Genomic DNA, 25,141 nt, shown 5'->3' on the forward strand with positions numbered 1-25,141 from the left:
CACCGAGGACGTTCAGGCCTGCATCACTTCCCAATACAAAAACTGGAGAAAATCTCTCCCAGCAAATCATCGCTGCTGAACTCGCCGGTAATTGAACACAGATCCAGATGTGCCAGGCGCAGTTCTTCGGCAAACAGATCCAGCACCTGATCGCTGTGCGTGGCGTGTTCTGCGGCCAAGCCCAGGTGGTACTCCGCGCGCTCCAGGGCCCGCAGGTGTCGTTCTCGTGCCAGCCAGGGGGATTCACTGCCGGGGTTCCAGCCGGCGATATCCAGCAAGGTGCGGCGCAAGCTGTCCAGACCGATATCCTTACGGGCGGAAATTGGCAGCACGGTGGCGCCACTCTCTTGTGCGGGTAAGGCAGCCTGTTGTTCATCTGTCAGCAAGTCTATCTTGTTATAGACGCGCAGCACGGGTACATGGGATGGCAGGCGAGTGGTAATGGCACTGTCCAGCTCGTCTTGCGGGTGGCGAGCATCGAGCAGGTGCACGATTACGTTGGCTTTGGCGATTTCGTCCCAGGTACGGGCAATACCGATGCGCTCTACGGTGTCCTCGGTGTCACGGAGACCTGCGGTATCCACGATGTGTAGCGGGATACCGTCAATGTGGATCAACTGCATGACGCGGTCGCGGGTGGTGCCGGCGATGTCGGTCACGATAGCCACGTCTTCACCAGCCAGTGCGTTGAGCAGGCTGGATTTGCCCACATTGGGCTGGCCTGCCAGTACAACGTGCAGGCCCTCGCGCAAAATCGCCCCCTGACGCGAATGCTGCAAGATGCGTTCCAGCTCGTCCTGTATGCCTTGCAGGGTGGCTGCCGCCTGGTACTTTTCCAGGAAGTCGATTTCTTCTTCGGGGAAATCCAACGTGGCTTCCACCAGCATGCGCAGGTGAATGATGCGGTCGGCCAGGGCGTTGACCTTATTGGAAAACACGCCGGATAAGGAAGCCACGGCACTGCGGGCAGCGGCTTCTGAAGAGGCGTCGATCAGGTCTGCCACGGCTTCGGCCTGGGCCAGGTCCAGCCTGTCATTCAGGAAGGCGCGCTGGGTGAACTCTCCCGGCTCGGCCAGGCGCAGGCCTTGATCTTTACCTGCTTCCAGGCAGCGATCCAGCAGGCGGCGCAGAACAGCCGGGCCGCCGTGACCTTGCAGTTCCAGCACGTCTTCGCCGGTATAGGAATGCGGGCCTTTAAAGAACAGCGCAATGCCCTCGTCGATTGCCTCGCCTTGTGCATCCTTGAAGGGCAAAAAGTGGGCATGGCGTGCTTGCAGCGTGCGGCCAAACAGGGTCTGGATCAGAGCATCAAGCTCCTTGCCGGAGACACGGATAACACCAATACCACCCCGGCCGGGGGCGGTGGCAATAGCCACAATAGGGGAAGAACTGGACATGGGCAGATCGATCAAAGAGGCGGAACAGAGCCGTATTGTAATGGAGCAGGTGGATGGTTCGAGCTTGGGGGGTAAGCCTTGTTGGTATCTGAAACGCTTGTATTTATGTACTTGTAGCCTAGGATCTTGATAATCAGGCAATCAGGCAATCAGGCAATCAGACAGAGGTCTGAACTGTCGAGCAGGGGCCAAGGTAAACAACAAACCAGAAGCCTCATAAAAACGGTTGAAGCTAGCCGTTTGTGCCCCTTGCAATTAGTGATGGTTCACACAAACCACCAGAATCTCCACGCTTTCTCCGTGCTCGCACAGATAAAGATGGCCCAGATTGCTTTTGAAGTAGATGCTGTCACGCGCTTGCAGTACATGCCGGCGGCCGTCCTGGAACTGCATGGTCAACTGCCCTTCAATCACAAAAATGAACTCTTCGCCTTCGTGCTGGCTGAAGTCGCTGGCATCGCGCGGTTGACCGGCCAGCACGCGCCCGTGCATGGGCGTCATTTTTTTGTTGATCCATTCTGAGGCCAACATACCGTACTCATAGCGGTGAGCATGGTAGGTCACGGTGCTAGAAGCCCGTCCTACCAGAATGTCCATGCCGGACTCGTTCTGATCACGGGGCGTCTTGAACAGGTCGGACAAATCCATTTTCAAGGCTCGGCTGACGGCCAGGAACTTCTCGTAGCTCAAGCCAATCAGACCGCGTTCTGCCTTGGACAGGGTGGACAAAGATACATTGGATAAGCGTGCCAACATGAGCAGGGTCAGGCCCTGACGCTTGCGTTCATCACGTATGCGCGCCCCCATGGCTGTTTTGCTTAATAAATTGGGGGCGGTGTTAGCCAAGTCTTTTGTCATAACCTAAAGAAGTAATAAACAACATTCTTATAAATATTATTGATTTTCTTATAAGAAAACTCTGTCCTATTGTATAGAACTACACGCTTTACGTTGGGAGAAAGAAGGCATGACTGCGTTATTTGATCCTACTGCTTATCCCTCTACCTCGGTGGAATGGGTAAAAAAACTGATTGCTTATGATACGACAAGCCGGGAATCGAACCTGGAACTGATTCACGACGTACAGGCCTATTTGCAGCAGCAAGGTCTGCAAACCGTGCTGACACATGATGCCAGCGGCCGCAAGGCCAATCTGTTCGCCACGATTCCGGCAGCCGATGGCTCACGGACTGGTGGCATTGTTCTGTCTGGCCATACCGATGTGGTGCCCGTCGATGGTCAGAGCTGGAGCAGCGACCCGTTCAAGGCCCAGGTCCGTGACGATCGCCTGTATGGCCGTGGCACTTGTGACATGAAAGGCTTTGTCGGTGTGACCTTGCAATTGGTTCCTGAAATGTTGGCGACCAAGCTGGCCAAACCCATCCACCTGGCTTACTCCTACGACGAAGAAGTCGGTTGTGTCGGCGCGCCCGTCATGATTGATGATCTGGTTCGTCGTGGCGTGAAACCCGAAGGCTGCGTGGTGGGTGAACCCACCAGCATGCGCACCATCGTGGCGCATAAAGGCATTAACGCTTATCGCTGCCGCGTACATGGTCATGCCGCTCATTCCTCGCTGACCCCCAAGGGTGTGAACGCGATTGAACATGCGGCACGCATCATTACCGCCATCCGTGATCTGGCCGACGACTACAAGAGCATGGGTCCTTACGATCACGATTTCGATGTGCCCTTCACCACCTTGCAGACCAGCATGATTCGGGGCGGCATCGCCTTGAATACGGTGCCTGATCTGTGCGAATTCGAGTTTGAATACCGCAATCTGCCCGGTGTGGATCCCGAGCCGATCTTGCAAGAAATCCGCGAATTTATCGATATGAAGGTCCTGCCCGCCATGCGCCGCGAGCATCCCGATGCTGCGGTGGAGCTGGAAAAGCTGGCCAGCGCCCCTGGCCTGAACCCTGAAGAGCAAGCAGCTATTACCAAGTTGGTGCGCGAGCTGACGCGGGACGACACGGTGCGCAAAGTGGCCTATGGCACCGAAGCCGGCTTGTTCCAGCAAGCCGGTATCCCTTCAATTATTTGTGGTCCCGGCAATATCGAGCAGGCCCATCGCCCGGATGAGTACGTGGAACTGGCCCAGCTTGAGCAATGCGAGCAGTTCTTGCGCGCCTTGATCCGCAGTCAGGCCGTGGCCGCTTAAAAACAGATTTCAACGCAAACCCATGACAACAGAAAAAGTTACCCAGGAAAATGTGGTGCAGGCGCATGAGCGTCTGCGTTCCTATGTGCACCAGACGCCCGTGTTTGATTACCAGACCGGGCGTCTGGATAGCGCCGTCAATTTCAAGTTTGAACATTTGCAGGCCTCGGGCACCTTCAAGGCACGCGGTGCTTTCAACAATTTGCTGAGCTTGTCCGAAGAGGCTCGCCAGCAAGGGGTGACCTGCGTGTCGGCGGGCAATCACGCGGTGGCGGTGGCTTATGCTGCGCATCAAATGGGTGTGAAGGCCAAAACCGTCATGATCAAGACGGCCAGCCCGGCTCGCGTTGCCTTGTGCCGTGAATACGGGGCCGAGATTGTCTTTGCCGATAACGGCGAACAAGCTTTTGAGCTGGTGCGCCAGATTGAAAAGGATGAACAGAAAACCTTCATTCATCCGTTCAGTACCTACCCCACCGTGCTGGGGACTGCCACGCTGGGCTACGAGTGGTTGCAACAGGCGGGCAAGCTGGACGCAGTGCTGATACCGATTGGGGGTGGTGGTTTGGCCGCTGGCGTATCGGCAGCCGTCAAGCTGTGGCAGCCTGATTGCGTGGTCTACGGCATCGAGCCCGTAGGCGCGAACGTCATGGCGCTAAGTCGCCAGGCTGGCGAGCCACAAAAAATCGGTGCCATGCAGTCCATCGCAGACAGTCTGATGGCACCGCATACCGACGAGTTCAGCTTTCGCGTGTGTCAGGACAATATCGATACTCTGGTGACCGTTAACGACGACCAGATCCGCGCTGGCATGCACTTCCTGTTCAACGAATTCAAGCTGGCTACTGAACCGGCTTGCGCGGTGGCGACAGCCGCCTTGATGTTCCCCTTGCGCAAACATCTGGCCGGTCAACGAGTGGGCGTGCTGTTTTGCGGCTCCAACACGGATACCGACACCTTTATTCGCCATATCACCACGCCACTGGCGCAAGGCGAATCATGCAGCTAAGCGTTTATGTAGCAAAAGCCCAGGAAGTGTATGAAGGGCTGGATATGGGGGCGGCGATTGATCTGATGCGCCAGGGTTTTATCGCCATGCAGCAAGGGCGTATTGACCAGCCCTTGCGCACGATTGTGCGCAGCCATTTGTCCAGCGGCTTTCTGGGCATGATGCCTGCCTGCATCGATATGCCCGAGATTTATCCCGAGCCTTTGTACGGTGCCAAGATGGGCACCCTGTTTCCAGACAATGTGCGCCTGGGTAAGGATCCCCATCAAGGCTGCGTGCTCTTGATGAGCGGCTTGACCGGCGAGACTCGTGCCATTCTGGATGCCAGCAGCGTGACGGCCTTGCGCACTGCAGCGGTCAGTGGCCTGGCCACCGACATGTTGGCGCGCCCGGATGCCAGCGTGCTGACCTTGTTTGGCGGCGGACATCAGGCCTTGTGGCAGTTGCGTGCCGTGGCGCAAGTGCGTCGCTTGAGCAACGTATTTGTGATTACCCGCTCCCCACAGTCGGCCCAGCATTTCATTGAACAAGCCCAGGCGTATCTGGATTGCCCCTTGATAGCCGGAGTCTCGGCCCAGGAAGCTGTGTCCCAGTCGGATATGGTACTGACGGCCACCAGCTCTGCCACGCCTGTTTTGCAGCGCGAATGGCTGCGCCCTGGCACGCACATCACCGCCATGGGTTCCAGCACACCTGCCAGCAGCGAACTGGATGGCCCCACCATGACGGCAGGCCGTTTGTTTGTGGACCGTGCGCAATCGACTCGTAACGAGTCGGGCGAGTTCTTGAATGCGTGCAAGCAGGGTTACTTGTCAGCGGATACCGAGCTGAACGAGCTGGGAGCCGTTCTGGAGGGGCAAGCCGCAGGCCGCATCAGCAGTGAAGAAATCACGATTTTTAAATCCTTGGGACTGGCATTCGAGGATGTACTGACGGCGGCCGCCCTGTTAAGCCGTCATGCCGCACAAGGCAATGGACGAGTAGTAGAACTTTAGTCGCGTCATCAAAAGGAAGGGAGACAAGTCATGACAAAGAAATGGGCGCAGGTTTTGCTGGGAACGGCGTTGGCCTTGGCAACAGGCATGTCTGTTGCCAGCAAATTGCCGGACACCATACGTTTGGTCGTGGGCTATCCGGCCGGAGGAACAGCGGATGCCGTCGCGCGGGTGTATGCCGAGCAATTGCGTGAAAAGCTGGGTGTGAATGTGGTGGTGGATAACCGTGCAGGCGCAGGTGGGCAGGTTGCTGCCCAAGGCTTTTTGCGTTCGCCTACGGACGGTTCGGTGCTGTTGGTTGCCAATAATCACATGATGACCACCCTGCCCCTGACGGTGAAAACGGTCAGCTACGACCCCATGAAGGATTTTGCGCCGGTGGCGGTGATCGCCAAGTTCGAGCATATCTTTGTGGTTGGTAAAACCACGCCTGCCAATACCTTGCAGGAATACGTAGAACTGGTGCGTAAAGAACCGGAGAAGTACGGACATTATGGTATTCCCGCTCCTGGTAGTGCCCCCCAGTTCATGGGCTACAGCATTGCCAAGAAGAACGATATCCAGATGTCCCCCGTGCCGTACAAAGGGGGCGCCCCCCTGATCAACGACTTGTTGGGTGACCATATCCCTGCCGGTGTGGATGCGGTGGGCATGATTACCGAACACGTTGCTGCTGGCTCGGTGCGCGTTCTGGGAGTTACGGGTGCGGAACGTCTGCCTATCCTGAAGGATGTGCCTACCTTTGCAGAAATGGGTTATGGCGATCTGAAAGCGTCGGGCTGGATGGGAATTTTTGCACCGTTGGGCATGGAGCCGGAGATGGTCAAACAGTTCCAGGATGCCTTCAATGAAGTGGCCAAGCTGCCACGCATTGAAAGCGCGATTGTGCCGATTGGCTTTCGACCCGAATCGGGTGACGCACAGGAATTGGCCCGTACGGTTCAGGCGGATCTGGATACCTGGGGCCCCATTATCAAAGAGTCGGGGTATTTGCAGCAGTAAGACATAAAGCTGCTAAAAAAATATGTCGTCAGTACACCCCAAGGCTTGGCTTTTTGTTCAGGCTTTGGGGTGTTTTTCGTGATGGCGACGGTACGTTGCCTATGTCCATGGCGCTACCGCTGTAGCGAGAGCGAATGCATGGCTTGAGCGCCTACTTAGGGTGCCAGTAAAGGCTGTAAAGCCTGGTAGATGTCTTGAGTCAGATCTTTGCCGGGGAACATATTGGCATGGACGATCAGGCCTTCCAGACAAATGAAAACCAGCATAGCGTGCTGCTGGGCCTTGGCGCCGAAAGGCTCCTGCAAGATTGCTTCTAGCAAGGCCAAGATGGCCAGTTTGTGTTCTTGTGCGATCGTGCAAGCTTGCGGGTTCAAGGCACCGAACTCTTCCGATACCTTGATGAACATGCAGCCATGAAAATCCGGTGACTGAAACCAGCTCTGATGCCACTCGAACAGCGCCCGAATTTTGTCCTGATAGTTGTCATGAGGCTCCAGATACTGCAGCAAGGCTTCCATGAAATGGCGGTGCCGCAACTCCAACGTTTCTTTGATCAAGCCATCTTTGGTGCCAAATTGCTTGTAGACCGTCATGCGGGCCACATCGGATTCGGAAATGATGCGTTCAATCCCGACATTGCCGTAGCCGTACTGGCTGAAAAGGCGCAGGGCCGTTTCCAAAATCGTATCGCGCTTGGTGTTTTTCGTCATCGGTGACTCCAGAAGGTAGCCTGGGAAAGTTTGACAGCCTCCAGCAGAATGATTATTGTACACGCCGGTAGATAGACCGATCGGTCTATTTTTTGGAGCTTTGGATGCGCTTTCTCTTTTCTCGAATTCAAGGGGGCGGTGTTTTGCCGCCTCGGCCGCAAAGTAAGCAGGTTTTGCTCAGTTTCCTGGGGGGAACCATAGGCATTATGGTGATTGCCTATTTAACGCAGCAGTTTGGCTTGCCTTTGATGATGGCGCCTTTTGGGGCCACCTGCGCTTTGCTGTTTGCTGCTCCGGATTCGCCCCTGGCACAGCCGCGCAGCGTGATTGGCGGGCATTTCATTGCCAGTCTGGTTGGCGTGGTGATTGCCAAGTATGTCGGTGCCGGTCCTGTCGAAATGGGCTTGGCGGTGGGCTTGGCCATTGCCTTGATGCATGTCAGCCGTACCTTGCATGCCCCGGCTGGTGCTGATCCATTGGTGATCTTGCTGGCCGGTGAGGCCTCGTGGTCTTACTTGCTTGTGCCCTCTTTGCTGGGCTCTATCGTGCTGGTGGTGATCGCTGTGGTGATCAACAACGTGGGGCACGAGAAAGCCTGGCCCAAGTATTGGTATTGATCGGCTTGTCTCATGCCGGCTTAATCGGCGTACACAACTCCACCACAATGCGCTCTGGCGTCTGCACATAAGACACCACCTGTCCCCATGGCTTGTCCTGCGGCGGTGCCAGTTCTGTGCCCCCTTCCGCCAGTGCCTTGGCATGAGCGGCAGGCACGTCGTCGCAGACCAGGGCAATTTCGATACCCAATGGCACGTCCGAGGCGTGCGGTGACAGATGACCCTTAGGGTAATTCATGTACGCCAGCATCTCGCCCGCAAAGGCCAAGGTGGTTTGGCCGGTTTCCAGCTCCCCGTACAGCCCGGTTTCATGCAGCATTTTGGTAGGCAAACCAAATGCACGGTTGAAGTAATCCAGTGCCTGGCTGACATCGGGGACGTAGATGATCGTGTAGCCAAATTGCATAGTAAGGCTCGATAGGAAAACGCAGGGCCAGTGCAAAAAAAATCGGCTCCCCAATTGTAGATGGGGAGCCGATTCTTTGATGGCTTAAACAGCCCGATCAGGGTTTAAAGCTGACCGCGTTTCGTCAGTTCTGCTTTGACACCTGCACCGTAGGCAGGGTCCGCCTTGGTGAAGTGGCCCAACTGACGCTCGATGATTTCCTTGGGAACACCGGCCATGGCGTCGGCAATATTGCTGAACAGACGCTGCTTTTCCTCATCGTTGAACAGGCGGAACAGATTGCCGGGCTGTGAGTAGTAGTCATCGTCTACACGGTGATCCCAGTGATCTGCCGGCTGGCCGTCCAGCGCCAGAGGCGGTTCGCTGCGGGGAGCCTGTTGCCATTGCCCCTGGCTGTTGGGCTCGTAGTTGATCGTGCCGCCGTTATTGTCGCCCGTACGCATGGCGCCATCGCGGTGGTAGCTGTGGAATGGGCAACGTGGTGCGTTCACCGGCAGCAGGCCGTGGTTCACGCCCAGACGGTAGCGTTGGGTATCTCCGTAGGAAAAGATACGGCCTTGCAGCATGCGGTCGGGCGAGTGACCAATACCGGGCACCAGGTTGGCAGGCGTAAAGGCCGCTTGCTCCACTTGGGCAAAGTAGTTGGTGGGGTTCTCGTTCAGTTCCAGCATGCCCACATCGATCAGCGGGAAGTCGCCATGTGGCCAAACCTTGGTCACGTCAAAAGGGTTGATGTGGTAGTTGCGTGCCTGCTCTTCGGTCATGATCTGAATGCGCAGCGCCCAACGTGGAAAGTTGCCCTTTTCAATGTTCTCGTACAGATCGCGCTGCGAGCTTTCGCGGTCCTGGCCCACGACCTTGGTGGCTTCTTCGTTGGTGTAGTTGGCAATGCCCTGTTGGGATTTGAAGTGGAACTTCACCCAGTGGCGTTCGCCCTTGTCGTTGATCAGGCTGTAAGTGTGCGAACCGAAACCATGCTGCTGACGAAGGTTACAGGGCAAGCCGCGGTCGCTCATCAAGATGGTGACCTGGTGCAAGGACTCGGGCGACAAGGACCAGAAATCCCAGGCGGCACTCATATTGCGCAGGTGGCTGCGCGGGTCGCGTTTCTGGGTGTGGATGAAGTCGGGGAACTTCAGTGGATCCCGTATAAAGAAGACAGGAGTGTTATTGCCCACGAGGTCCCAGTTTCCGTCTTCGGTATAGAACTTGATGGCAAATCCTCGAACGTCGCGTTCTGCATCGGCGGCTCCTGCTTCACCTGCTACGGTGGAAAAACGTAAGAAAACGGGGGTCTGGCTGCCAGGCTTGAAGACCTTGGCCATGCTGTACTGACTGATATCGTGCGTGACGGTAAACGTACCGAACGCGCCCGATCCTTTGGCGTGTACGACGCGCTCGGGGATGCGTTCACGGTCAAAGTGAGCCAGCTTCTCCAGCAGCCAATAATCCTGCATCAGGACGGGACCGCGAGGGCCTGCCGTCATGGAGTTCTGGTTTTCCTCAACAGGGCGGCCAGCGGCGGTCGTCAGGGTTTTGTTGCTCATTGTGATTCTCCGTTGAAGCTGACCCGAACCGAGGGGGCGGGTCGTTTTAAGAAGTTAGGATCAGTCTACGTGCCTTCGTGTTAATAGTTAAATCAAATGATTTTAGTGAATGAATAGTTTTTTGCTATTGACCGGGGTTTGCATCTTGATCATAGCGGTAAGCACAGGACTGACGCATGAAACTTGTGCGACAGGATATGGCAGCAGATCGGGCCAATGCTATCAGGCCAGAACAGAAGCTGTATGGAATCAGCGTTGGGGTGCGTGTTACTTGGCAGCAGGCATAAAAAAACCCCGCTAGAAAATGTAGCGGGGTTTTTGTTTTGGAGCGAATTAGCTGTTGGCTGCTTTCGCGCTGTTCTTTTCGATCTGCACCATGATGTAGCGTTGCTGTGCAATGGACAGAATGTTGTTCACGCACCAGTACAGAACCAGACCGGCGGGGAAGAAGAACATCATGCCACCAAAGACCAGAGGCATCAGCATCATGACTTTGGCTTGCATTGGATCAGGCGGTGTGGGGTTCAGCTTGATCTGCAGGAACATGGTACCCATCATGATGGCAGGCAGAATCATCCATGGGTCGCGTGCGGCCAGGTCGTGAATCCACAGAATCCAGGGCGCACCACGCATCTCGACGCTGCCCAGCAGCACCCAGTACAGCGCAATGAACACAGGGATCTGGACCAGCATGGGCAAACAGCCACCCAGCGGGTTGATCTTCTCGGTGCGGTACATCTCCATCATGGCGGCGTTCAGCTTGGCCTTGTCGTCACCGAACTTCTCGCGCAGGGCTTGCATGCGTGGCGCAAACTGCTTCATCTTGGCCATGGAGCGGTAGCTGGCGGCCGACAGCGGGAAGAACACCAGCTTGATCAGCACGGTCAGCGCCACGATGGCCCAACCCCAGTTACCCAGCAAGGAATGCAGCCAGGTCAGCAGCTTGAACAAAGGCTTGGAGATGATGGTCAGCCAGCCGTAGTCCACCACCAGATCCAGACCGGTAGCCAGTTGCGACATGGCTTTCTGGTCTTGTGGGCCTACCCACAGGGCAGCGTCCACTGCCTTGCTTTGGCCAGCGGCGATAGAACCGACCGATTCCAGCGTGCGTACGGCGTACAGATTGTTGCCCAGCTTCAGGATTTCGTTGGTGCGTTGCAGGTCCTGGGCAGGAACCCAGGCGGTTGCAAAGTAGTGCTGCACCATGCCGATCCAGCCGTTGTCCACGCTGCGAGCGTAGGTGGCCTTGTTCTTGTCGATATCCGAGAAAGTGATTTTCTGGAATTTTTCGCCACTGGAATAGACCACAGGACCGGTAAAGGTGCTGTACAGGCGGGACGAATCGGGTGGGTTGTTGCCGTCGCGAGTCAGTTGCAGGTACAGGCGTGGGTCAATGGCCGAGCCGGTATTGTTCTGGATATCGTGACGAACCTGGATGTCATAGCGGCCTTTATGCAGCGTGTAGGTCTTGGTGACTTTGACGTCGTCCGAAGTGGCCTCAAACACCACATCCAAGGTATCGCCCGTCATGTTGTGCTGGCTCGAGACCAGGGTGAACGGGGTCAGGTGGTTGGGCAGGTTCTGGCCGGCGGCACCCACAATACCGGACTGGGCCAGGTAGGTGGAGGCAGGCGAGTTATCCAGCAGCACCATCGGCTGCTCGGGGTTCTCGGGCGAACCGTACTTCAACAGCTCGGCCTTGATCAGTTGGGCACCTTCGGTGCTAAAGCCCAGCTTGTAGACGTCTGTTGTGATGTCAATGGTTTGTGCTGTGGCGGACACCGCGCTGTTGCTCGAAGGCAAGGCAGCAGACGCAGTCGGCTCTTGAGCAGCGGGAACGCTACCATTTGCAGCAGGTTCGTCGGAGGCTGCTGGCGCTTGTGTGGTGGCTGGAGTGGAAGCGAACAGCGATGGCTTGCCGTTGTATTCCTGCCAGTTATTCCACAGCAGCAGCAGTGCAAAGGAGAAGATCATCCATAGGATGGTGCGTCGGATATCCATAGCGCCTGTATCACATTTATAAAGCTGAGCAAAAGCTTAGCAGTTTAACGTAGCTGGTCAGCAAACAGGGGGATTGCCTTGAAAAACAAAGCGCAGACCAGGACGGTTTTAGAAAGTGTTGCGGTCTTCGGGCGGGCGAGCGGGCACAGGATCGTGCCCTCCTTTGCACCAGGGGTTGCAGCGGCAGATGCGTTTACCACCAAGCCATAAGCCTTTTAGCGGGCCATGAATCTCAATGGCCTGCAAGGCATAGTTGGAGCAGCTGGGGGTAAAGCGGCAGTTTCTACCGATCCAGGGACTCAGAAAAAACTGGTAAAAGCGGATCGGCGCCGAAGCCAGTTTGCGCATCATGGCCGTACCTTGGAGAACAAGGTGTTGGCTTCGTTGCGAACCAGTTGCTTTAAGGCGGTCAGCGACACCAAAGGCACCTTGCTGTGCAGCCTAAAAACATAGGCGGCATTGGGCAAGCCTGCGCGTTTGTGGCGGAAGGTCTCGCGCAAGATGCGTTTGATGGTGTTGCGGGTGACGGCGCGGTTGGCAAAACGCTTGGGGACGATCAGTCCCAAACGGGCGCCTTCGGTCTGGTGTGGATCCTCGCCACGAGAGCGAGTGACCACGAACAAAGCCCCGCGACCTACGCGTTGTCCTTTTAATGACTGTGCGTATTCGGTGGGGCTATGTAAGCGAGCCGTAGCTGGAAAGGAGGCACGCATGATGCGTATCGTGGGAGTCGGGCTTTAGATAAGAGATCCATCACCCTGGGCCCCGCATCCCGACATGGCTTATACAGCCAGACGTTTGCGACCTTTGGCGCGACGTGCGTTCAAAACAGCGCGGCCACCGCGAGTTTTCATGCGAACGCGAAAACCGTGGGTACGCTTGCGACGGGTAACAGAGGGTTGGTAGGTGCGTTTCATGGTGTATCCAAAAAAATGAGCCGCCAGAAATCGCAGAAAATCTCCACCCCGACAGCGCAAAGGCTAGGGATCTGGCAACAGAAAATCGTGTTAAGCCCGTCATTTCAGCAAATTCTTTCTGTTGTGTCAATTATTTAGCCCGATATTACGCAACTAAATTTGTTAGCCTGTGGATAACTTGGCACAGCTCAGGGTAGAATCGAGGTTTACAGAAGTGATGACCGATGAATGAATTCTGGCAGTCCTGCGTTCAGAAATTGGAGCAGGAGCTTCCCCCACAACAAATAAGTGCGTGGATCCGTCCACTGGTTCCCCTGGACTTCGACAGCGAAGCCGGGGTGTTGCGCGTTACTGCGCCCAATCGTTTCAAACTGGATTGGGTTCGCAAGAATTTCGCCACCCGTATCGAGGAACTGGCTTCGGATTTCTACGAATGTCCTGTGACGGTTCAGTTCGAGCTGCCTTCGGCCAGCGCGGCGCCGCGTCGCGCCCTGGCCGATCGTGCCGCTCCTGCGCCTGCAGGCAGTCCGGCCGGTGATAACCTGGCCCCGCCTGCCGTCAACCCGGCCACGACTGCGGTGGTGGATGCGGTACAGGATCGTTCGCGACTGAACGCCGAGCTGACGTTCGATAACTTCGTGACGGGTAAAGCCAACCAGTTGGCACGCGCAGCGGCCTTGCAGGTGGCCGAGAATCCCGGTGTCTCCTATAACCCACTCTTTCTGTATGGCGGTGTGGGTTTGGGCAAGACTCACCTGATTCATGCGATCGGCAATGCGCTGGTCGCCAATGGCAATGGTGTGCGCGTCCGTTACGTTCACGCCGACCAGTACGTGTCGGATGTAGTCAAGGCATACCAGCGCAAGGCGTTTGACGAGTTCAAGCGTTACTACCATTCGCTGGACTTGCTGCTGATTGACGATATTCAGTTTTTCGCCGGCAAGAATCGTACGCAAGAAGAGTTTTTCTACGCCTTTGAAGCGATGGTGGCCCAGCGCAAGCAAATCATCATCACCTCGGACACGTATCCTAAAGAGCTGGCCAATATTGATAGCCGCCTGATCTCGCGCTTTGACTCCGGCCTGACCGTGGCGATTGAGCCACCCGAGCTGGAAATGCGCGTGGCGATCTTGCTGCGCAAAGCCCAGGCTGAAGGCATTGCCATGCCCGAAGAAGTGGCTTTCTTTATTGCCAAGCATTTGCGCAGCAATGTGCGCGAGCTGGAAGGGGCGCTGCGCAAGGTTTCGGCCTACGCGCGTTTCCATGGCCGCGACGTCTTGACGGTGGAAGTGTGCAAGGACGCACTGAAGGATTTGCTGTCGGTCTCCAATGGGCAGATCACCGTGGAAAATATTCAGAAAACCGTGGCCGATTTTTATAAAATCAAGGTCGCGGATATGTACTCCAAGCGCCGCCCCGCCAATATTGCCATGCCGCGCCAGGTGGCCATGTATCTGGCCAAGGAACTGACCCAAAAGAGTTTGCCGGAAATTGGCGATCTTTTCGGTGGCAGGGACCACACTACGGTGCTGCACGCGGTGCGTAAAATCTCGGATGCACGCACCAAGCAAGCCGAATTGAATCACGCATTACACGTACTGGAACAAACTCTCAAAGGATGACCATGCAACTCGTTCAAGCTACCCGCGACGCATTGCTAAAGCCCTTATCCACAGTAGTTGGCATTGTGGAGCGCCGCCATACTTTGCCGATTCTGGCCAACATCCTGCTGCGTAAAAACGGCTCTGATGTCTCTTTCCTGGCAACCGACCTGGAAGTGCAGATCACTACCAATGCCGACTTTGGTGTGGGTGAGGACAATGCGGCCACCACGGTGGCGGCCCGCAAGCTGCTGGACATTCTGAAAGCCCTGCCCGACTTTGGCGAGGTGCGTCTGGGTCTGGACAGCGGCAAGCTGACCATCCAGTCCGGCAAGAGCCGCTTTCAGTTGCAAACTCTGGAAGCCGCTGATTTTCCAGTGCTGAGCCTGCCCGAGCAATGGGACGTGTCCTTGAGCATGCCCCAGCGCACTTTGAAGCACCTGTTCAATACGGTGCACTTTGCCATGGCGCAGCAAGACATTCGCTACTACCTGAACGGCATGTTGCTGGTGTTCGAGCCCGGCCTGGTACGTACGGTTACGACGGACGGCCACCGTCTGGCTCATAATGCCACCGCGATTGAGGGTGTGCAGGAACGCCACGACATCATCGTGCCGCGCAAGACAGTGCTGGAAATGCAGCGTTTGCTGGGTGATACCGACGATCTGGTCAATATTGACGTGTCCAGCCGCCAGATCCGTTTCCGTTTTGGCGATGTGGAGCTGGTCTCCAAACTGGTTGAAGGCAAGTTCCCCGACTTTGCGCGTGTGATTCCTTCCAACTACACCCGCCACTTTGATGTCAGCCGCGAAGTGCTGCAAGGCAGCCTGCAACGTGCTGCCATTCTGACCACCGACAAACTGCGTGGTGTGCGACTGCAACTGTCGCAAAATCAGCTCAAAATTTCCGCCTCCAATGCCGAGCAGGAGGAAGCGGTTGAAGAGCTGGATATTGATTATGAACACGAAAGTCTGGACGTTGGTTTTAACGTCAGCTACCTGCTCGATGTGTTGGCCAGCATCAAGGACGAAACGGTCCGCTGGTCTGTGCAGCCCGATGCCAACGCGTCTGTGTTGATGACGCTGCCCGAGCAAGAAGACTTCAAGTACGTGGTCATGCCGATGCGCATTTAATGCGGCATGTTCGACAGGTATGGCCCGCCGGGCCATACCCGCTTGAAGCAGACAGGCTATTACAAGGTTTTATGCTATGACCGATCAAACCACGACCGCCCAGCCAGCCGATTACGGCGCTGATTCCATCAAAATGCTCAAAGGCCTGGAGGCTGTGCGCAAGCGTCCTGGCATGTACATCGGGGACACGTCCGATGGCACCGGCCTGCACCATATGGTGTTCGAGGTGGTGGATAACGCGATTGATGAGGCCTTGGCCGGTCATTGCGACGATATCGTCGTCACCATCCACTCCGATAACAGCATTTCGGTGTGTGATAACGGCCGCGGTATTCCAACCGATATCCACAAGGACGACGAGCACCAGCGCAGTGCCGCTGAAATCGTCATGACCGAACTGCACGCCGGCGGTAAATTCGACCAGAACTCCTACAAGGTGTCTGGCGGTTTGCACGGTGTGGGTGTGTCTTGTGTGAACGCCCTGTCCGAATGGCTGTTGCTGACCATCTGGCGCAATGGCAACGAACACCAGGTCGAGTTCCGCCGTGGCGAGCGCACTGCGCCCCTGGCCGTGACGGGTCTGGCCGAAGGCCGCACGGGTACTTGCGTGCGCTACTTGGCTGACGTGGAAATTTTCAGCAATATCGAATACCACCACGAAATCCTGGCCAAGCGCCTGCGCGAGCTGTCCTTCCTGAACAATGGTGTGAAGATCCGCCTGGTTGACGAGATCCAGGGCAAAGAAGAAGACTTTGCCTTCCTGGGCGGCGTCAAAGGCTTTGTGGACTTCATCAACCGTAACAAGACCCCGTTGCACCCTAATGTGTTCAGCGTGGCAACCGAGTCCAACGCCGGTGGTACCCCGGTATCGGTTGAAGTGGCCATGCAGTGGAACGACAGCTACGCTGAAACCGTGCTGTGTTTCACCAACAATATTCCCCAGCGCGACGGTGGTTCCCACCTGACTGGTCTGCGTGCGGCCATGACCCGTGTGCTGAACAAGTACATCGCCGATAACGAACTGGCCAAGAAAGCCAAGGTCGACACCTCGGGTGACGATATGCGCGAAGGCCTGGTTTGCGTGTTGTCGGTGAAGGTGCCCGAGCCCAAATTCAGCAGCCAGACCAAAGACAAGCTGGTGTCCAGCGAAGTGCGCCCAGCGGTTGAAGAAGCCGTGGGTCGTACCCTGGAAACCTGGTTGCTGGAGAACCCGATCGACGCCAAGGCCTTGTGCGGCAAGATTGTAGAAGCAGCCCGTGCTCGTGAAGCGGCTCGTAAAGCCCGTGAAATGACACGCCGCAAAAGCGTGTTGGAAGGCGCTGGCTTGCCGGGCAAGCTGGCTGATTGTCAGGAAAAAGACCCGGCCCTGTGCGAACTGTACATTGTGGAGGGTGACTCCGCAGGCGGCTCGGCCAAGCAAGGTCGAGACCGTAAGTTCCAGGCCATTTTGCCTTTGCGTGGCAAGGTGCTGAACGTAGAGAAAGCCCGTTTCGACCGTCTGATTTCCAGTGAGCAGATCACTACCCTGATCACCGCCCTGGGCACCAGCATCGGCCCGGATTTTGATATCGACAAACTGCGCTACCACCGCATCATCATCATGACTGACGCGGACGTGGATGGTGCTCACATTCGTACCCTGCTGCTGACACTGTTGTACCGTCAGATGCCTGAGCTGATCGAGCGCGGCTATGTCTACATTGCTCAGCCGCCGCTGTACAAGGTCAAGGTGGGCCGTGAAGAGCTTTACTTGAAGGACGATGCCGAGGAAGCCGAATTCATGCTGAAGCTGGCTCTGCGCGATGCGGTGCTGACCCCTTCCGAAGGCGGTGCGCCTATCACTGGCGATGCCCTGTCCGATTACGCCCATCGCTACGTGAAGGCCAAGGCTGTGATCGAGCGTCTGTCGCGTCATATGGACGGCGATGCCCTGTCGGCTCTGGCCGAAGGCGTGAAGCTGAACCTGGATACGCAGGAAGCCGCCGAACAAAGTGCCCAGGATCTGGAAAAAGCCCTCTTCGACGAGGCTGCTCCCCATGTTGTCAAAGCCTTTGCGGCTTATGACGAAGCCAGCGAATCCTGGCGTGTGGTGGTGCAACGTCTGCATCACGGCAATATCCGCGTAACCGTGTTCGACCGCAACTTCATGCGTGGTGGCGATCATCAAACGCTGGCCCGCGCTGGCGAGACCTTTGCCGGTTTGATCGGTAAGGGCGCCATGGTGGCTCGTGGTGAAGGCGATAAGCGTCGTGAAACCCAAGTGGATGATTTCCGTGAAGTCATGCAATGGCTGTTGGCCGAAGCTGAGCGTGGCCTGAGCAAGCAACGCTATAAAGGTCTGGGTGAGATGAACCCTGGCCAACTGTGGGAAACCACCATGGACCCCACCGTGCGTCGCCTGCTGCGCGTTCAGATTGCTGATGCTATCGACGCGGATCAAATTTTCACCACGCTGATGGGTGATCACGTTGAGCCACGTCGTGCCTTTATCGAGTCCCATGCCTTGCAGGCAGGGAACCTGGATATTTGATGGCTGTGTCGGTTCTTGCCATTTTTGAAAGTTGCTCGGTTTAATGACAACCGATTTCAGGAATGCGTGAAAAAATCCTGCGTGATGCGGATAAACAAAATGGGCCCCGGCGTTTCTGCTGGGGCTCATTTTTTTGGTGATGATTGATCAGTCCTGAGTCTTAGGTATTATGCGTCTTTGGGCTGGTTCAATGAATCTGTTACGGCAAATATCGGCTGATCAATGGCTGGGTCAGTTAGCCGCTTGGGAGTCCCGTACTCCAGAAATGGAAAGGCGCGCAATCAAGCTGATGTGGTCGACTTGCAGTGATTCACCCTGCTTTAGAACGAACGAAAAGAAGGGTTGTGGGAATCTTTGATGGTGAAACCAGGCATCGACCGTGCAAGGCCCCTTGATCGATCATGATGACGCTGTAAATTATTCAATAACTCTTTGTGTGGAAATGGAATGCGACTGGACAAGTTTCTTGGTGAGAGTACGGATCTGAGTCGCTCAGACGCGCGTAAGGTGCTGAAAAGCGGGGAAATCACCGTCAACGGCGAGGTGGTGACCAAGGGTACCCACGTTATACAAGAGGGCGATCTTGTCTGTTGGGAAGACGAGCCGCTTGCCCTGATTGGCCTGCGCTACATCATGCTCAATAAGCCCGCTGGTTACGAGTGCAGCCTTAAAAATAGCGCCTATCCGTCCGTGATGATGCTGATCGATGTCGACAAGCGCGAGCGTTTGCATACCGTCGGTCGGTTAGATGTGGATACCACGGGTTTGATTTTGATTACGGATGACGGCCAGTGGACGCATCGCATTATCTCGCCTCGCCATCAGTGCGATCAGGCTTATGTGGCAACCTTGGCAGAGCCTTTGCCCGATAATGCAGAAGCCCTGTTTCAGGCCGGTATTTTGTTGGATGGCGAAGATAAGCCAACGCTGCCAGCGGTGTTGGAACGCATCGACGAACACACCGTACGGCTGACGATTCAGGAAGGGAAATACCATCAGGTGAAACGTATGTTTGCTTGCGTGGGGAGCCTGGTGCAGACCTTGCATCGTGAGCGCCTTGGCTGTCTTTCTTTGGATGCCAGTCTGGAGCCAGGAGAGTCACGCTACTTAACCCCGGCCGAGGTGCAGCAGTTTGTAGCCGGGGGCTAAATCGTTTGCCTGGTCTTGGGTGCTTGCTGTGCCAAGGGATGCGGGTGTTGTGTTCATTGCCCAACGGGTCATACAGCGCCCATGCCTGAGCCATTTACCCACTTGGATGGCTCTGCCCGCACTTAGGCGGGCTGCTCCAGTATTTCCTGCAAGCGGCTTAGCAATTTTTCACTGGCGTTATGCATATGTCGCTCACAGATGGCCAGTGCGTTGGTTTCGTCGCCCGATGCAATGGCCACAGCCAGTTCTTCATGCTCGTCCCAGATGGACAGGCGTTGTTCTGCCGATTGCAGTACAGCACCCATGACACGTCGTAGGTGTACCCAATGAACCTGTGCGCTCTCGGCGATCATGGGGTTGCCCGATGCTTCGTAAATTGCCTTGTGAAAAGCCTCGTCGGCGTCGATCATGGCGCGTACGTCGTGGCTGCGAGCCACTTTGCGGCCACGACGGATCAGGTCTGGATCCAGCACGGCGCTCTGGCGTGCCGCCAGCTTGGTAGCCAACGCCTCCAGTGCGCCACGCACTTGATACAGGTGCCCGATATGTTCCAGACTGAGCGGAGCCACCATAACGCCCCGCCCTTCAGCGTCTTGTAGTAGTCCATCTTTTTTCAGCAACTGAATAGCTTGCAATACGGGCGAGCGGGACACGTTGAGCTGCTCGGCAATGTCTTCCTGAGTAATGCGTGAGCCGGGGGCCAGGGAGCCGTCGCTGATGGCATCGAGCAGGATGCGATAGACCTCGTCAACATAGTGTGGACGGGCCTGCAACTTACCGGAAAGCTTGGCATGCATGAGGTCTGGAACTCCGCTACAAACAAAAAACAAGTTAAGGCCGCAGCCTGACTGCGGCCCTGGGTTGACATCAGGGTGTGGTCCGCATGGATTGTAAAAGCGCCGCCATGGGGGCCTGGTCTGATGTCGCTTGCACCTCGAACGGGTTGCTTAGCGGATCGTCTGCCTCACCTGGGCTGAGCATGGGGGCGGGACGATTCAGCTGGAGCAGGATTTCGTCTTCGCTCAGGCTGACTGTCTTGTGCAAGCCTCCCGTTACCAGTTGTGGATAGGCGATGACGATGCCTACCACCAGCAATTGTAGTACGACGAAGTAGGCTGAGCCCTTCCAGATTTGCTGGGTACGAACCCTTGGAATAGTTTGCTGGCTAACGGAGTCAACATAGTCGGATCGAGGTGCCACGCTGCGCAAATACAACAGGGCAAAGCCGAACGGGGGTGTCAGAAAGGAGGTTTGCAAGACCAGGGCGATGACAATCCCGAACCAGATCAGATCAATGCCCAGACTGTTGGCAACGGGTGCCAATAGCGGAACCACAATAAAGGCAATCTCGAAGAAGTCCAGAAACATGCCCAGCACAAAGATGATGGCGCTGACGGCAATGACAAAGCCCAGTTCGCCACCGGGAATGGCATCAAATAAATGCTCTACCCACACGTGGCCGTCTGCGGCGCTGAACGTGAAGCTAAAGACGGTCGAGCCGATCAGGATGAACATTACGAAAATAGCCAGCTTGGCGGTGTTTTCCAGGGCCTGATTAAGCAAGGACCAGTTCAGGCGTTTGCGTATCAAGGCCAGTATCAGCGCGCCAATTGCACCCATGGCCCCGCCCTCTGTGGGGGTGGCAACTCCCAGGAAGATAGTGCCCAGCACCAGAAAGATCAGGATGACGGGGGGAATCAGGGCGAATACAAAGCGTTCGGCCAGTTGCGAGAGCAGCCCCCAGCCGGTAACCCGATTTACCGTTGCAAAGAGCAGCGCACTCATGGAGGCGACAAGCAGAGCGGTGATGGCCACTTGATCAGTGGGGGCCTGAGTAGGTTGGGAAAAGACCTGTGCCATGACTTCGTTGTGCAGGCCTGCCCAGGTAAAGCCGATGAAGGCACAAAGCAGGACCAGCATGCCCAGCGACCGCCGTCCGCTGGCGCCAGTGGCTGTGACCTGACTTCTGGCCTGTTCTGGCAAGGCTGGCATCCAGGAAGGACGGATCAAGGCCAGGACGATGAGGAAAGTAATATAGATCACTAAAAGCAGGAGGCCAGGTCCGAGTGCGGCTGCGTACATGTCCCCGACTGACCGACCCAATTGATCGGCCATCACAATCAAGACCAGGGAAGGTGGCAGTATCTGTACCAGTGCGCCTGACGCGGTGATGATACCCGTGGCCGTTTCCGGTTTGTAGCCATAGCGCAGCATGACTGGCAGGGAGATCAGGCCCATGGAGATCACGACAGCCGATGTGACACCGGTGGAGGCAGCCAGCAAGGCACCGACCAGGACAACCGAGACGGCCAGGCCACCGCGCACCGCCCCGAAGAGCTGACCCATGGTCTCGAGCAGGTCTTCAGCCATGCCCGAACGTTCCAGAATGATGCCCATCAAGGTGAAAAAAGGAATCGCCAGCATGGTCTCGTTTTGCATGATTCCAAAGATACGCAAAGGCAAGACCTGAAATAGATTAGTGGGGAACAGTTCCAGGGCGATACCTAAGACACCGAAGACCAAACCCGTTGCGGCCAGGCCGAAGGCGACGGGAAAGCCGGTCAGCAAGAGCGCAATCAGGCTCAGGAACATGATGGGGACGAAGTAGTCTGTGATAAAGGAGGCGATCATCGTGCGCCCTCCTGTGCGCTTGATAGCGATTGGGTGGGCACATGGATGGGCGTGTCCTGGGAGCCCTCTTCGGCAATGCTGTCGGTGCCTTTGCCGACCAGAAACAGGATACGTTTGACCAGTTCGGCCAGGCCTTGAAGCAACAGCAGGCTAAAGCCGGCGGGAATCAATAGATAGGCGGGCCAGCGCACCAGTCCTCCGGCATTGCCAGACATTTCTCCTGAGTGCCAGGCGGCGGTGAAAAATCCCCAGCTCAGCGTGATGACAAACAGACAGAACGGGATCAGAACGACAACAATCCCGGCGATATCGATCAGGTTGCGTCCCCGCGCCCCCAGACGGGTGGAAATGAAATCGATACGGACATGGCTGTTGTGCAAAAATGCGTACCCTCCTCCCAAGAGGAAGACAGCCGCATACAGGTACCACTGCGCTTCCAACATACCGTTGGAGCTCAGGTCAAAGGCCTTGCGAGTGATGGCGTTGCTGGCGCTCAGAATGGTGGTGGCCAGCAATAGCCATTTGATGATGAATCCGATACAGCGGTTCAGGTGGTCTATTCCCCCCACCATGGTTTTCAATGCAGTCATTGTTGTCTCCGCGAATATTGTTGTGTTCGTCGTTGTGCTGCCGGGGAGTGTTGGATGGCGGCCATGCGCAAGCCGCTGTGTAGCAGGTGCGGTGGTGGCTCCTTGGGCCATGAACGGGCCCGAAGTAAATGGGTGTGCCCTGGCGGGAGCCAGGACCAGAAGATGGTTTTACAGGTCCAGAACCAGTACGCCTGAGCGTGCGCGTGAAACGCAGGCGGTCAGGCAATGGCTTTGCTCGTCGGGACTCAGAATATAGTCCTGATGATCGACCTCCCCTTGCAGGTAGTTGACGCGGCAGGTGCCGCACAGGCCCGATACGCAGGAGGTGGCAATAGGCACACCGGCTTGCGTCAAGGCATCGCTCAGGGACTGATCGGGTGCAACCTCAATGCACTGGCCGGTACTGGCAATTTGTGCCATGAAGGCACCAGGAGGCAGGGTATTGGCACTGGGGACAGGTTCAGGCGCCTTGAAGTGTTCGCAATGCACAGAATCGGCAGGCCAGTGCGAGCTGGCCTGAGCACAGGCTTGCATGAAGCCGGCTGGACCACAGTAATACACGTGGGTGCCTTCAACTGCGTTGGCCAGCAGGTCTTGCAGGTTGAGGCCTTGTTCAGGATTGCCATTGTCCAGATGTAGATGCAGGTGGCCCTGCTCTTGCCAACTGCGCAGTTCGGAGCCAAAGGCGGCCGTGTCGTGGCTGCGAGTGCAGTAGTGCAGTTCAAAAGGCTGGCCCTGTGACTCCAGAAAGTGGGCCATCGCCTTGATGGGAGTGATACCTATCCCCCCGGCCAACAGAATGGAACGGCGTGCGTTCGGGGCCAGTCGAAAATGATTGCGGGGCATGCTGACAGACACCTGCTGCTGGACCTGCAGGGTGTCGTGCAAGCTGCGTGAGCCACCTCGTCCATTGGCATCGCGCAGGACAGCAATGACGTAGCGGTGACGCTCATGAGGCGGATTGCACAGCGAGTATTGGCGGATCAGGCCGGGTTGGATATGGACGTCTATATGGGCACCGGCCTCGAAGGCGGGCAATTCGCCCCCCTGAGGACAACTGAGCTCATAGGAATTGATGCCTTGCGCTTCGTAGCGGATTTGCCGGATCCGCAGCGACAGCAGCCCGTCCGGATTGGTAGCCGCCTGGACGGGAGTGGCGGGTTCTGCAATGGCGTTCATGGCGCTCTCCATATGGGGCACCCACCCCTTTGGAGCGGGTGCGACAGACGATCAGGACTCAGCAGCGACCGTGCTGAGCGATTGTTGGAGTTCCTGCATGCTGTGTTTGACGAAAGCCTCGCGTTCCGCGCCTTTCAGATTGTCGGCCGAGGTCAGGATGCGCACGATTTCGCGGGTGGCATGACGACGGCGTGCGACTTCCTGGGCGAGATCGTCGGACTCGGGGATGGCCAGAACATTGCCCGAGCAATAACTGTTGGGGGCGCCACCACAATCTTTCAGCCACTGGGCAAAGCCTTCAGGGGTCGCTGCAGGGTTGGAGCCACGCAAGGCATCGCGCAACATCTTGCGGAACATGTACAGCCCGGCGTCGAATTTGGTCGGGTTCTCCAGAGCATGGACGGCAATTGGGCGTTGGCTGATGATGGCCTCGTAATCGCCCGGTGCCTGCTGGCATTCCTTGTAGTTGTGACGGGCACGGTGGTCGGACGGGATGGGTGGCAGATCGTCCAGCTTGTATTGTCCAAAGCGTTCTGGACGGCGCATGGCCACCTGCCCTTCCAGAAAGTCGATGGTCTCGTAGCCCACCATCTCCTTGTTACCCACTGCGCGTGTATCAATGCCAGGGCCCATGACGCGCCAGCCAATCATCTTGCTGTTCTGGTCGTCCACGGGAACGGTCCAGCGCACGATGTGAAAGCGGCTGAATAACTTTTGCTGGGCACCGTCCTCAGAAGTGTAAGCATGCAGGCTCAGATTGGGCAGGACCTGATGCTGAACACGGATAAACAGATTGTCCTTGCTGGCACGGCGGGCACCCGCGCAGGCCAGGCTGCGGCCATTGTGTACAGGGATGAACTGCATGTCGGGGGCCACTTCCATGGAGGCTGCACCCACTTCGTCAAAGGTGGTGCCCTGGTAGTTGCCACCAACTACGTTCTTGGCGGCATGCAAGGCGGTAGGGTGGAAGTTGTCAGCGGCATTGTCTTGCACTTGTAGCCAGTTGCAATGCTGAAAGTTGCTGAACGCTACCAGTTCATCGCCGGGCAGGACGGTGAAGTTTTCCTCCCATTCGGGGAAAGGAGGTTCGGCATCGGGCGGGCCCATATAGGCAAAGATCAGGCCATGGCGCTCGAAGGCTTTGTACGCACCCTGGCGGATGGAGCAGGCGTATTTCTCACCCTCGGCCTCTTCGCCTTTGGGATAAGGGACATGCAGACAGGTTCCATCTACGTCGAACACCATGCCGTGATAGCAGCACATGATGCCCTTTTCCTGGATGGCACCGTATTCCAGGGAGGCGCCACGGTGGGCGCAATGGGCGTGCAGCAGGCCGATCTGGCCGCTTTTGTCGCGGAAGGCGACCAGCTCTTCACCCATGATTTTCAGAAAACGCGGGGTATCGGTCAGTTCCGCTGCCATGCAGACGGGATGCCAGAAGCGGCGCATGTACTCGCCCATGGGCGTGCCAGGGCCGACTTCGGTCAGCTCAGGGTCGTGATCAGGAATGCGGTTGGTGTAATAGCCGCCGTAGGGAATCAGTTTCTTTTCGGTCATGTCGTC

The 25,141-nt window shown here is 56.6% G+C and carries 23 protein-coding genes; 9 read left to right on the forward strand and 14 right to left on the reverse strand.

The annotated features are described in order from the left end of the window. Positions 1–23 precede the first annotated feature (23 nt). The gene (mnmE, locus tag ACDI13_RS10200) at positions 24–1,397 is read right to left on the reverse strand and encodes a tRNA uridine-5-carboxymethylaminomethyl(34) synthesis GTPase MnmE (protein ID WP_316990578.1); all 1,374 of its coding nucleotides are present in this window, start codon (positions 1,395–1,397) and stop codon (positions 24–26) included. A gap of 255 nt (positions 1,398–1,652) precedes the next feature. Continuing rightward, positions 1,653–2,255: a helix-turn-helix domain-containing protein gene (locus ACDI13_RS10205; RefSeq protein WP_372372428.1), complete on the reverse strand. Its 603-nt coding sequence runs from the start codon at positions 2,253–2,255 to the stop codon at positions 1,653–1,655. 109 nt (positions 2,256–2,364) lie between these two features. Here ACDI13_RS10205 and argE point away from each other — a divergent pair, with 109 nt between their 5' ends. Genes argE through ACDI13_RS10225 form a run of 4 tightly spaced genes read left to right on the forward strand, consistent with a single transcriptional unit; the run spans position 2,365 to position 6,567 of the window. Next, positions 2,365–3,561, forward strand: a complete 1,197-nt coding sequence (gene argE, locus ACDI13_RS10210; protein ID WP_316990576.1) for an acetylornithine deacetylase — start codon at positions 2,365–2,367, stop codon at positions 3,559–3,561. A gap of 22 nt (positions 3,562–3,583) precedes the next feature. After that, a complete protein-coding gene (locus ACDI13_RS10215) occupies positions 3,584–4,570 on the forward strand; it encodes a threonine/serine dehydratase (protein WP_316990575.1) in 987 nt (328 codons plus the stop codon). After that, entirely contained in the window at positions 4,561–5,565 is a 1,005-nt protein-coding gene (locus tag ACDI13_RS10220; protein ID WP_316990574.1) for an ornithine cyclodeaminase family protein, read from the forward strand. The genes ACDI13_RS10215 and ACDI13_RS10220 overlap by 10 nt, the downstream gene beginning before the upstream one ends. A gap of 30 nt (positions 5,566–5,595) precedes the next feature. Next, complete coding sequence (locus tag ACDI13_RS10225; protein ID WP_316990573.1) at positions 5,596–6,567, forward strand: Bug family tripartite tricarboxylate transporter substrate binding protein; 972 nt, start codon at positions 5,596–5,598, stop codon at positions 6,565–6,567. 155 nt (positions 6,568–6,722) lie between these two features. Here the strand turns inward: ACDI13_RS10225 and ACDI13_RS10230 are convergent, their stop codons facing one another. Further along, positions 6,723–7,277 (reverse strand): TetR/AcrR family transcriptional regulator, encoded by a 555-nt coding sequence (locus tag ACDI13_RS10230; protein WP_316990572.1) that lies wholly within the window; start codon positions 7,275–7,277, stop codon positions 6,723–6,725. A gap of 104 nt (positions 7,278–7,381) precedes the next feature. Between ACDI13_RS10230 and ACDI13_RS10235 the strand changes: the two genes are divergently transcribed. Next, positions 7,382–7,894 carry an HPP family protein gene (locus tag ACDI13_RS10235; RefSeq protein ID WP_316990571.1) on the forward strand — a complete coding sequence of 171 codons (513 nt, stop codon included), beginning with the start codon at positions 7,382–7,384 and terminating at the stop codon, positions 7,892–7,894. Between the two features lie 10 nt (positions 7,895–7,904). Here ACDI13_RS10235 and ACDI13_RS10240 read toward each other — a convergent pair whose 3' ends face one another. From ACDI13_RS10240 to rpmH, 6 genes are all read right to left on the reverse strand, one after another. Continuing rightward, the gene (locus ACDI13_RS10240; protein WP_316990570.1) at positions 7,905–8,300 is read right to left on the reverse strand and encodes a VOC family protein; all 396 of its coding nucleotides are present in this window, start codon (positions 8,298–8,300) and stop codon (positions 7,905–7,907) included. Positions 8,301–8,404: 104 nt separating this feature from the next. Next, positions 8,405–9,847, reverse strand: coding sequence for a catalase (locus ACDI13_RS10245; RefSeq protein WP_316990569.1), 1,443 nt, complete (start codon positions 9,845–9,847; stop codon positions 8,405–8,407). A gap of 333 nt (positions 9,848–10,180) precedes the next feature. Then, positions 10,181–11,848 (reverse strand): membrane protein insertase YidC, encoded by a 1,668-nt coding sequence (yidC, locus tag ACDI13_RS10250; RefSeq protein ID WP_316990568.1) that lies wholly within the window; start codon positions 11,846–11,848, stop codon positions 10,181–10,183. 108 nt (positions 11,849–11,956) lie between these two features. Beyond that, on the reverse strand, positions 11,957–12,199 hold the full coding sequence (gene yidD, locus ACDI13_RS10255) for a membrane protein insertion efficiency factor YidD (RefSeq protein WP_316990567.1): 243 nt from the start codon (positions 12,197–12,199) through the stop codon (positions 11,957–11,959). Continuing rightward, a complete protein-coding gene (locus tag ACDI13_RS10260; RefSeq protein WP_372372429.1) occupies positions 12,196–12,561 on the reverse strand; it encodes a ribonuclease P protein component in 366 nt (121 codons plus the stop codon). The genes yidD and ACDI13_RS10260 overlap by 4 nt, the downstream gene beginning before the upstream one ends. A gap of 69 nt (positions 12,562–12,630) precedes the next feature. Continuing rightward, positions 12,631–12,765, reverse strand: coding sequence for a 50S ribosomal protein L34 (gene rpmH, locus ACDI13_RS10265; RefSeq protein ID WP_003800771.1), 135 nt, complete (start codon positions 12,763–12,765; stop codon positions 12,631–12,633). A gap of 224 nt (positions 12,766–12,989) precedes the next feature. On the opposite strand from rpmH, the gene dnaA reads away from it, so the two are divergent. From dnaA to ACDI13_RS10285, 4 genes are all read left to right on the forward strand, one after another. After that, entirely contained in the window at positions 12,990–14,387 is a 1,398-nt protein-coding gene (gene dnaA, locus ACDI13_RS10270; protein ID WP_316990566.1) for a chromosomal replication initiator protein DnaA, read from the forward strand. Between the two features lie 2 nt (positions 14,388–14,389). After that, entirely contained in the window at positions 14,390–15,499 is a 1,110-nt protein-coding gene (gene dnaN, locus ACDI13_RS10275; protein ID WP_316990565.1) for a DNA polymerase III subunit beta, read from the forward strand. Between the two features lie 76 nt (positions 15,500–15,575). Continuing rightward, a complete protein-coding gene (gene gyrB, locus ACDI13_RS10280; protein WP_316990564.1) occupies positions 15,576–18,029 on the forward strand; it encodes a DNA topoisomerase (ATP-hydrolyzing) subunit B in 2,454 nt (817 codons plus the stop codon). Between the two features lie 447 nt (positions 18,030–18,476). Then, a complete protein-coding gene (locus ACDI13_RS10285) occupies positions 18,477–19,178 on the forward strand; it encodes a pseudouridine synthase (protein WP_316990563.1) in 702 nt (233 codons plus the stop codon). 122 nt (positions 19,179–19,300) lie between these two features. Here the strand turns inward: ACDI13_RS10285 and ACDI13_RS10290 are convergent, their stop codons facing one another. From ACDI13_RS10290 to ACDI13_RS10310, 5 genes are all read right to left on the reverse strand, one after another. After that, positions 19,301–19,975 (reverse strand): GntR family transcriptional regulator, encoded by a 675-nt coding sequence (locus ACDI13_RS10290; protein WP_316990562.1) that lies wholly within the window; start codon positions 19,973–19,975, stop codon positions 19,301–19,303. Between the two features lie 70 nt (positions 19,976–20,045). Then, entirely contained in the window at positions 20,046–21,809 is a 1,764-nt protein-coding gene (locus ACDI13_RS10295) for a TRAP transporter large permease subunit (protein WP_316990561.1), read from the reverse strand. Then, positions 21,806–22,399: a TRAP transporter small permease subunit gene (locus ACDI13_RS10300; protein ID WP_316990560.1), complete on the reverse strand. Its 594-nt coding sequence runs from the start codon at positions 22,397–22,399 to the stop codon at positions 21,806–21,808. Before ACDI13_RS10300 ends, ACDI13_RS10295 begins: the two co-directional genes overlap by 4 nt. Positions 22,400–22,567: 168 nt before the next feature. Beyond that, positions 22,568–23,578, reverse strand: coding sequence for a PDR/VanB family oxidoreductase (locus ACDI13_RS10305; protein WP_316990559.1), 1,011 nt, complete (start codon positions 23,576–23,578; stop codon positions 22,568–22,570). A gap of 51 nt (positions 23,579–23,629) precedes the next feature. Then, positions 23,630–25,135 (reverse strand): Rieske 2Fe-2S domain-containing protein, encoded by a 1,506-nt coding sequence (locus ACDI13_RS10310; RefSeq protein ID WP_316990558.1) that lies wholly within the window; start codon positions 25,133–25,135, stop codon positions 23,630–23,632. Between the last annotated feature and the right edge of the window lie 6 nt (positions 25,136–25,141).

It is taken from the genome of Alcaligenes faecalis (assembly GCF_041521385.1).
In the GTDB taxonomy this organism is placed as follows: domain Bacteria; phylum Pseudomonadota; class Gammaproteobacteria; order Burkholderiales; family Burkholderiaceae_B; genus Alcaligenes; species Alcaligenes faecalis_E.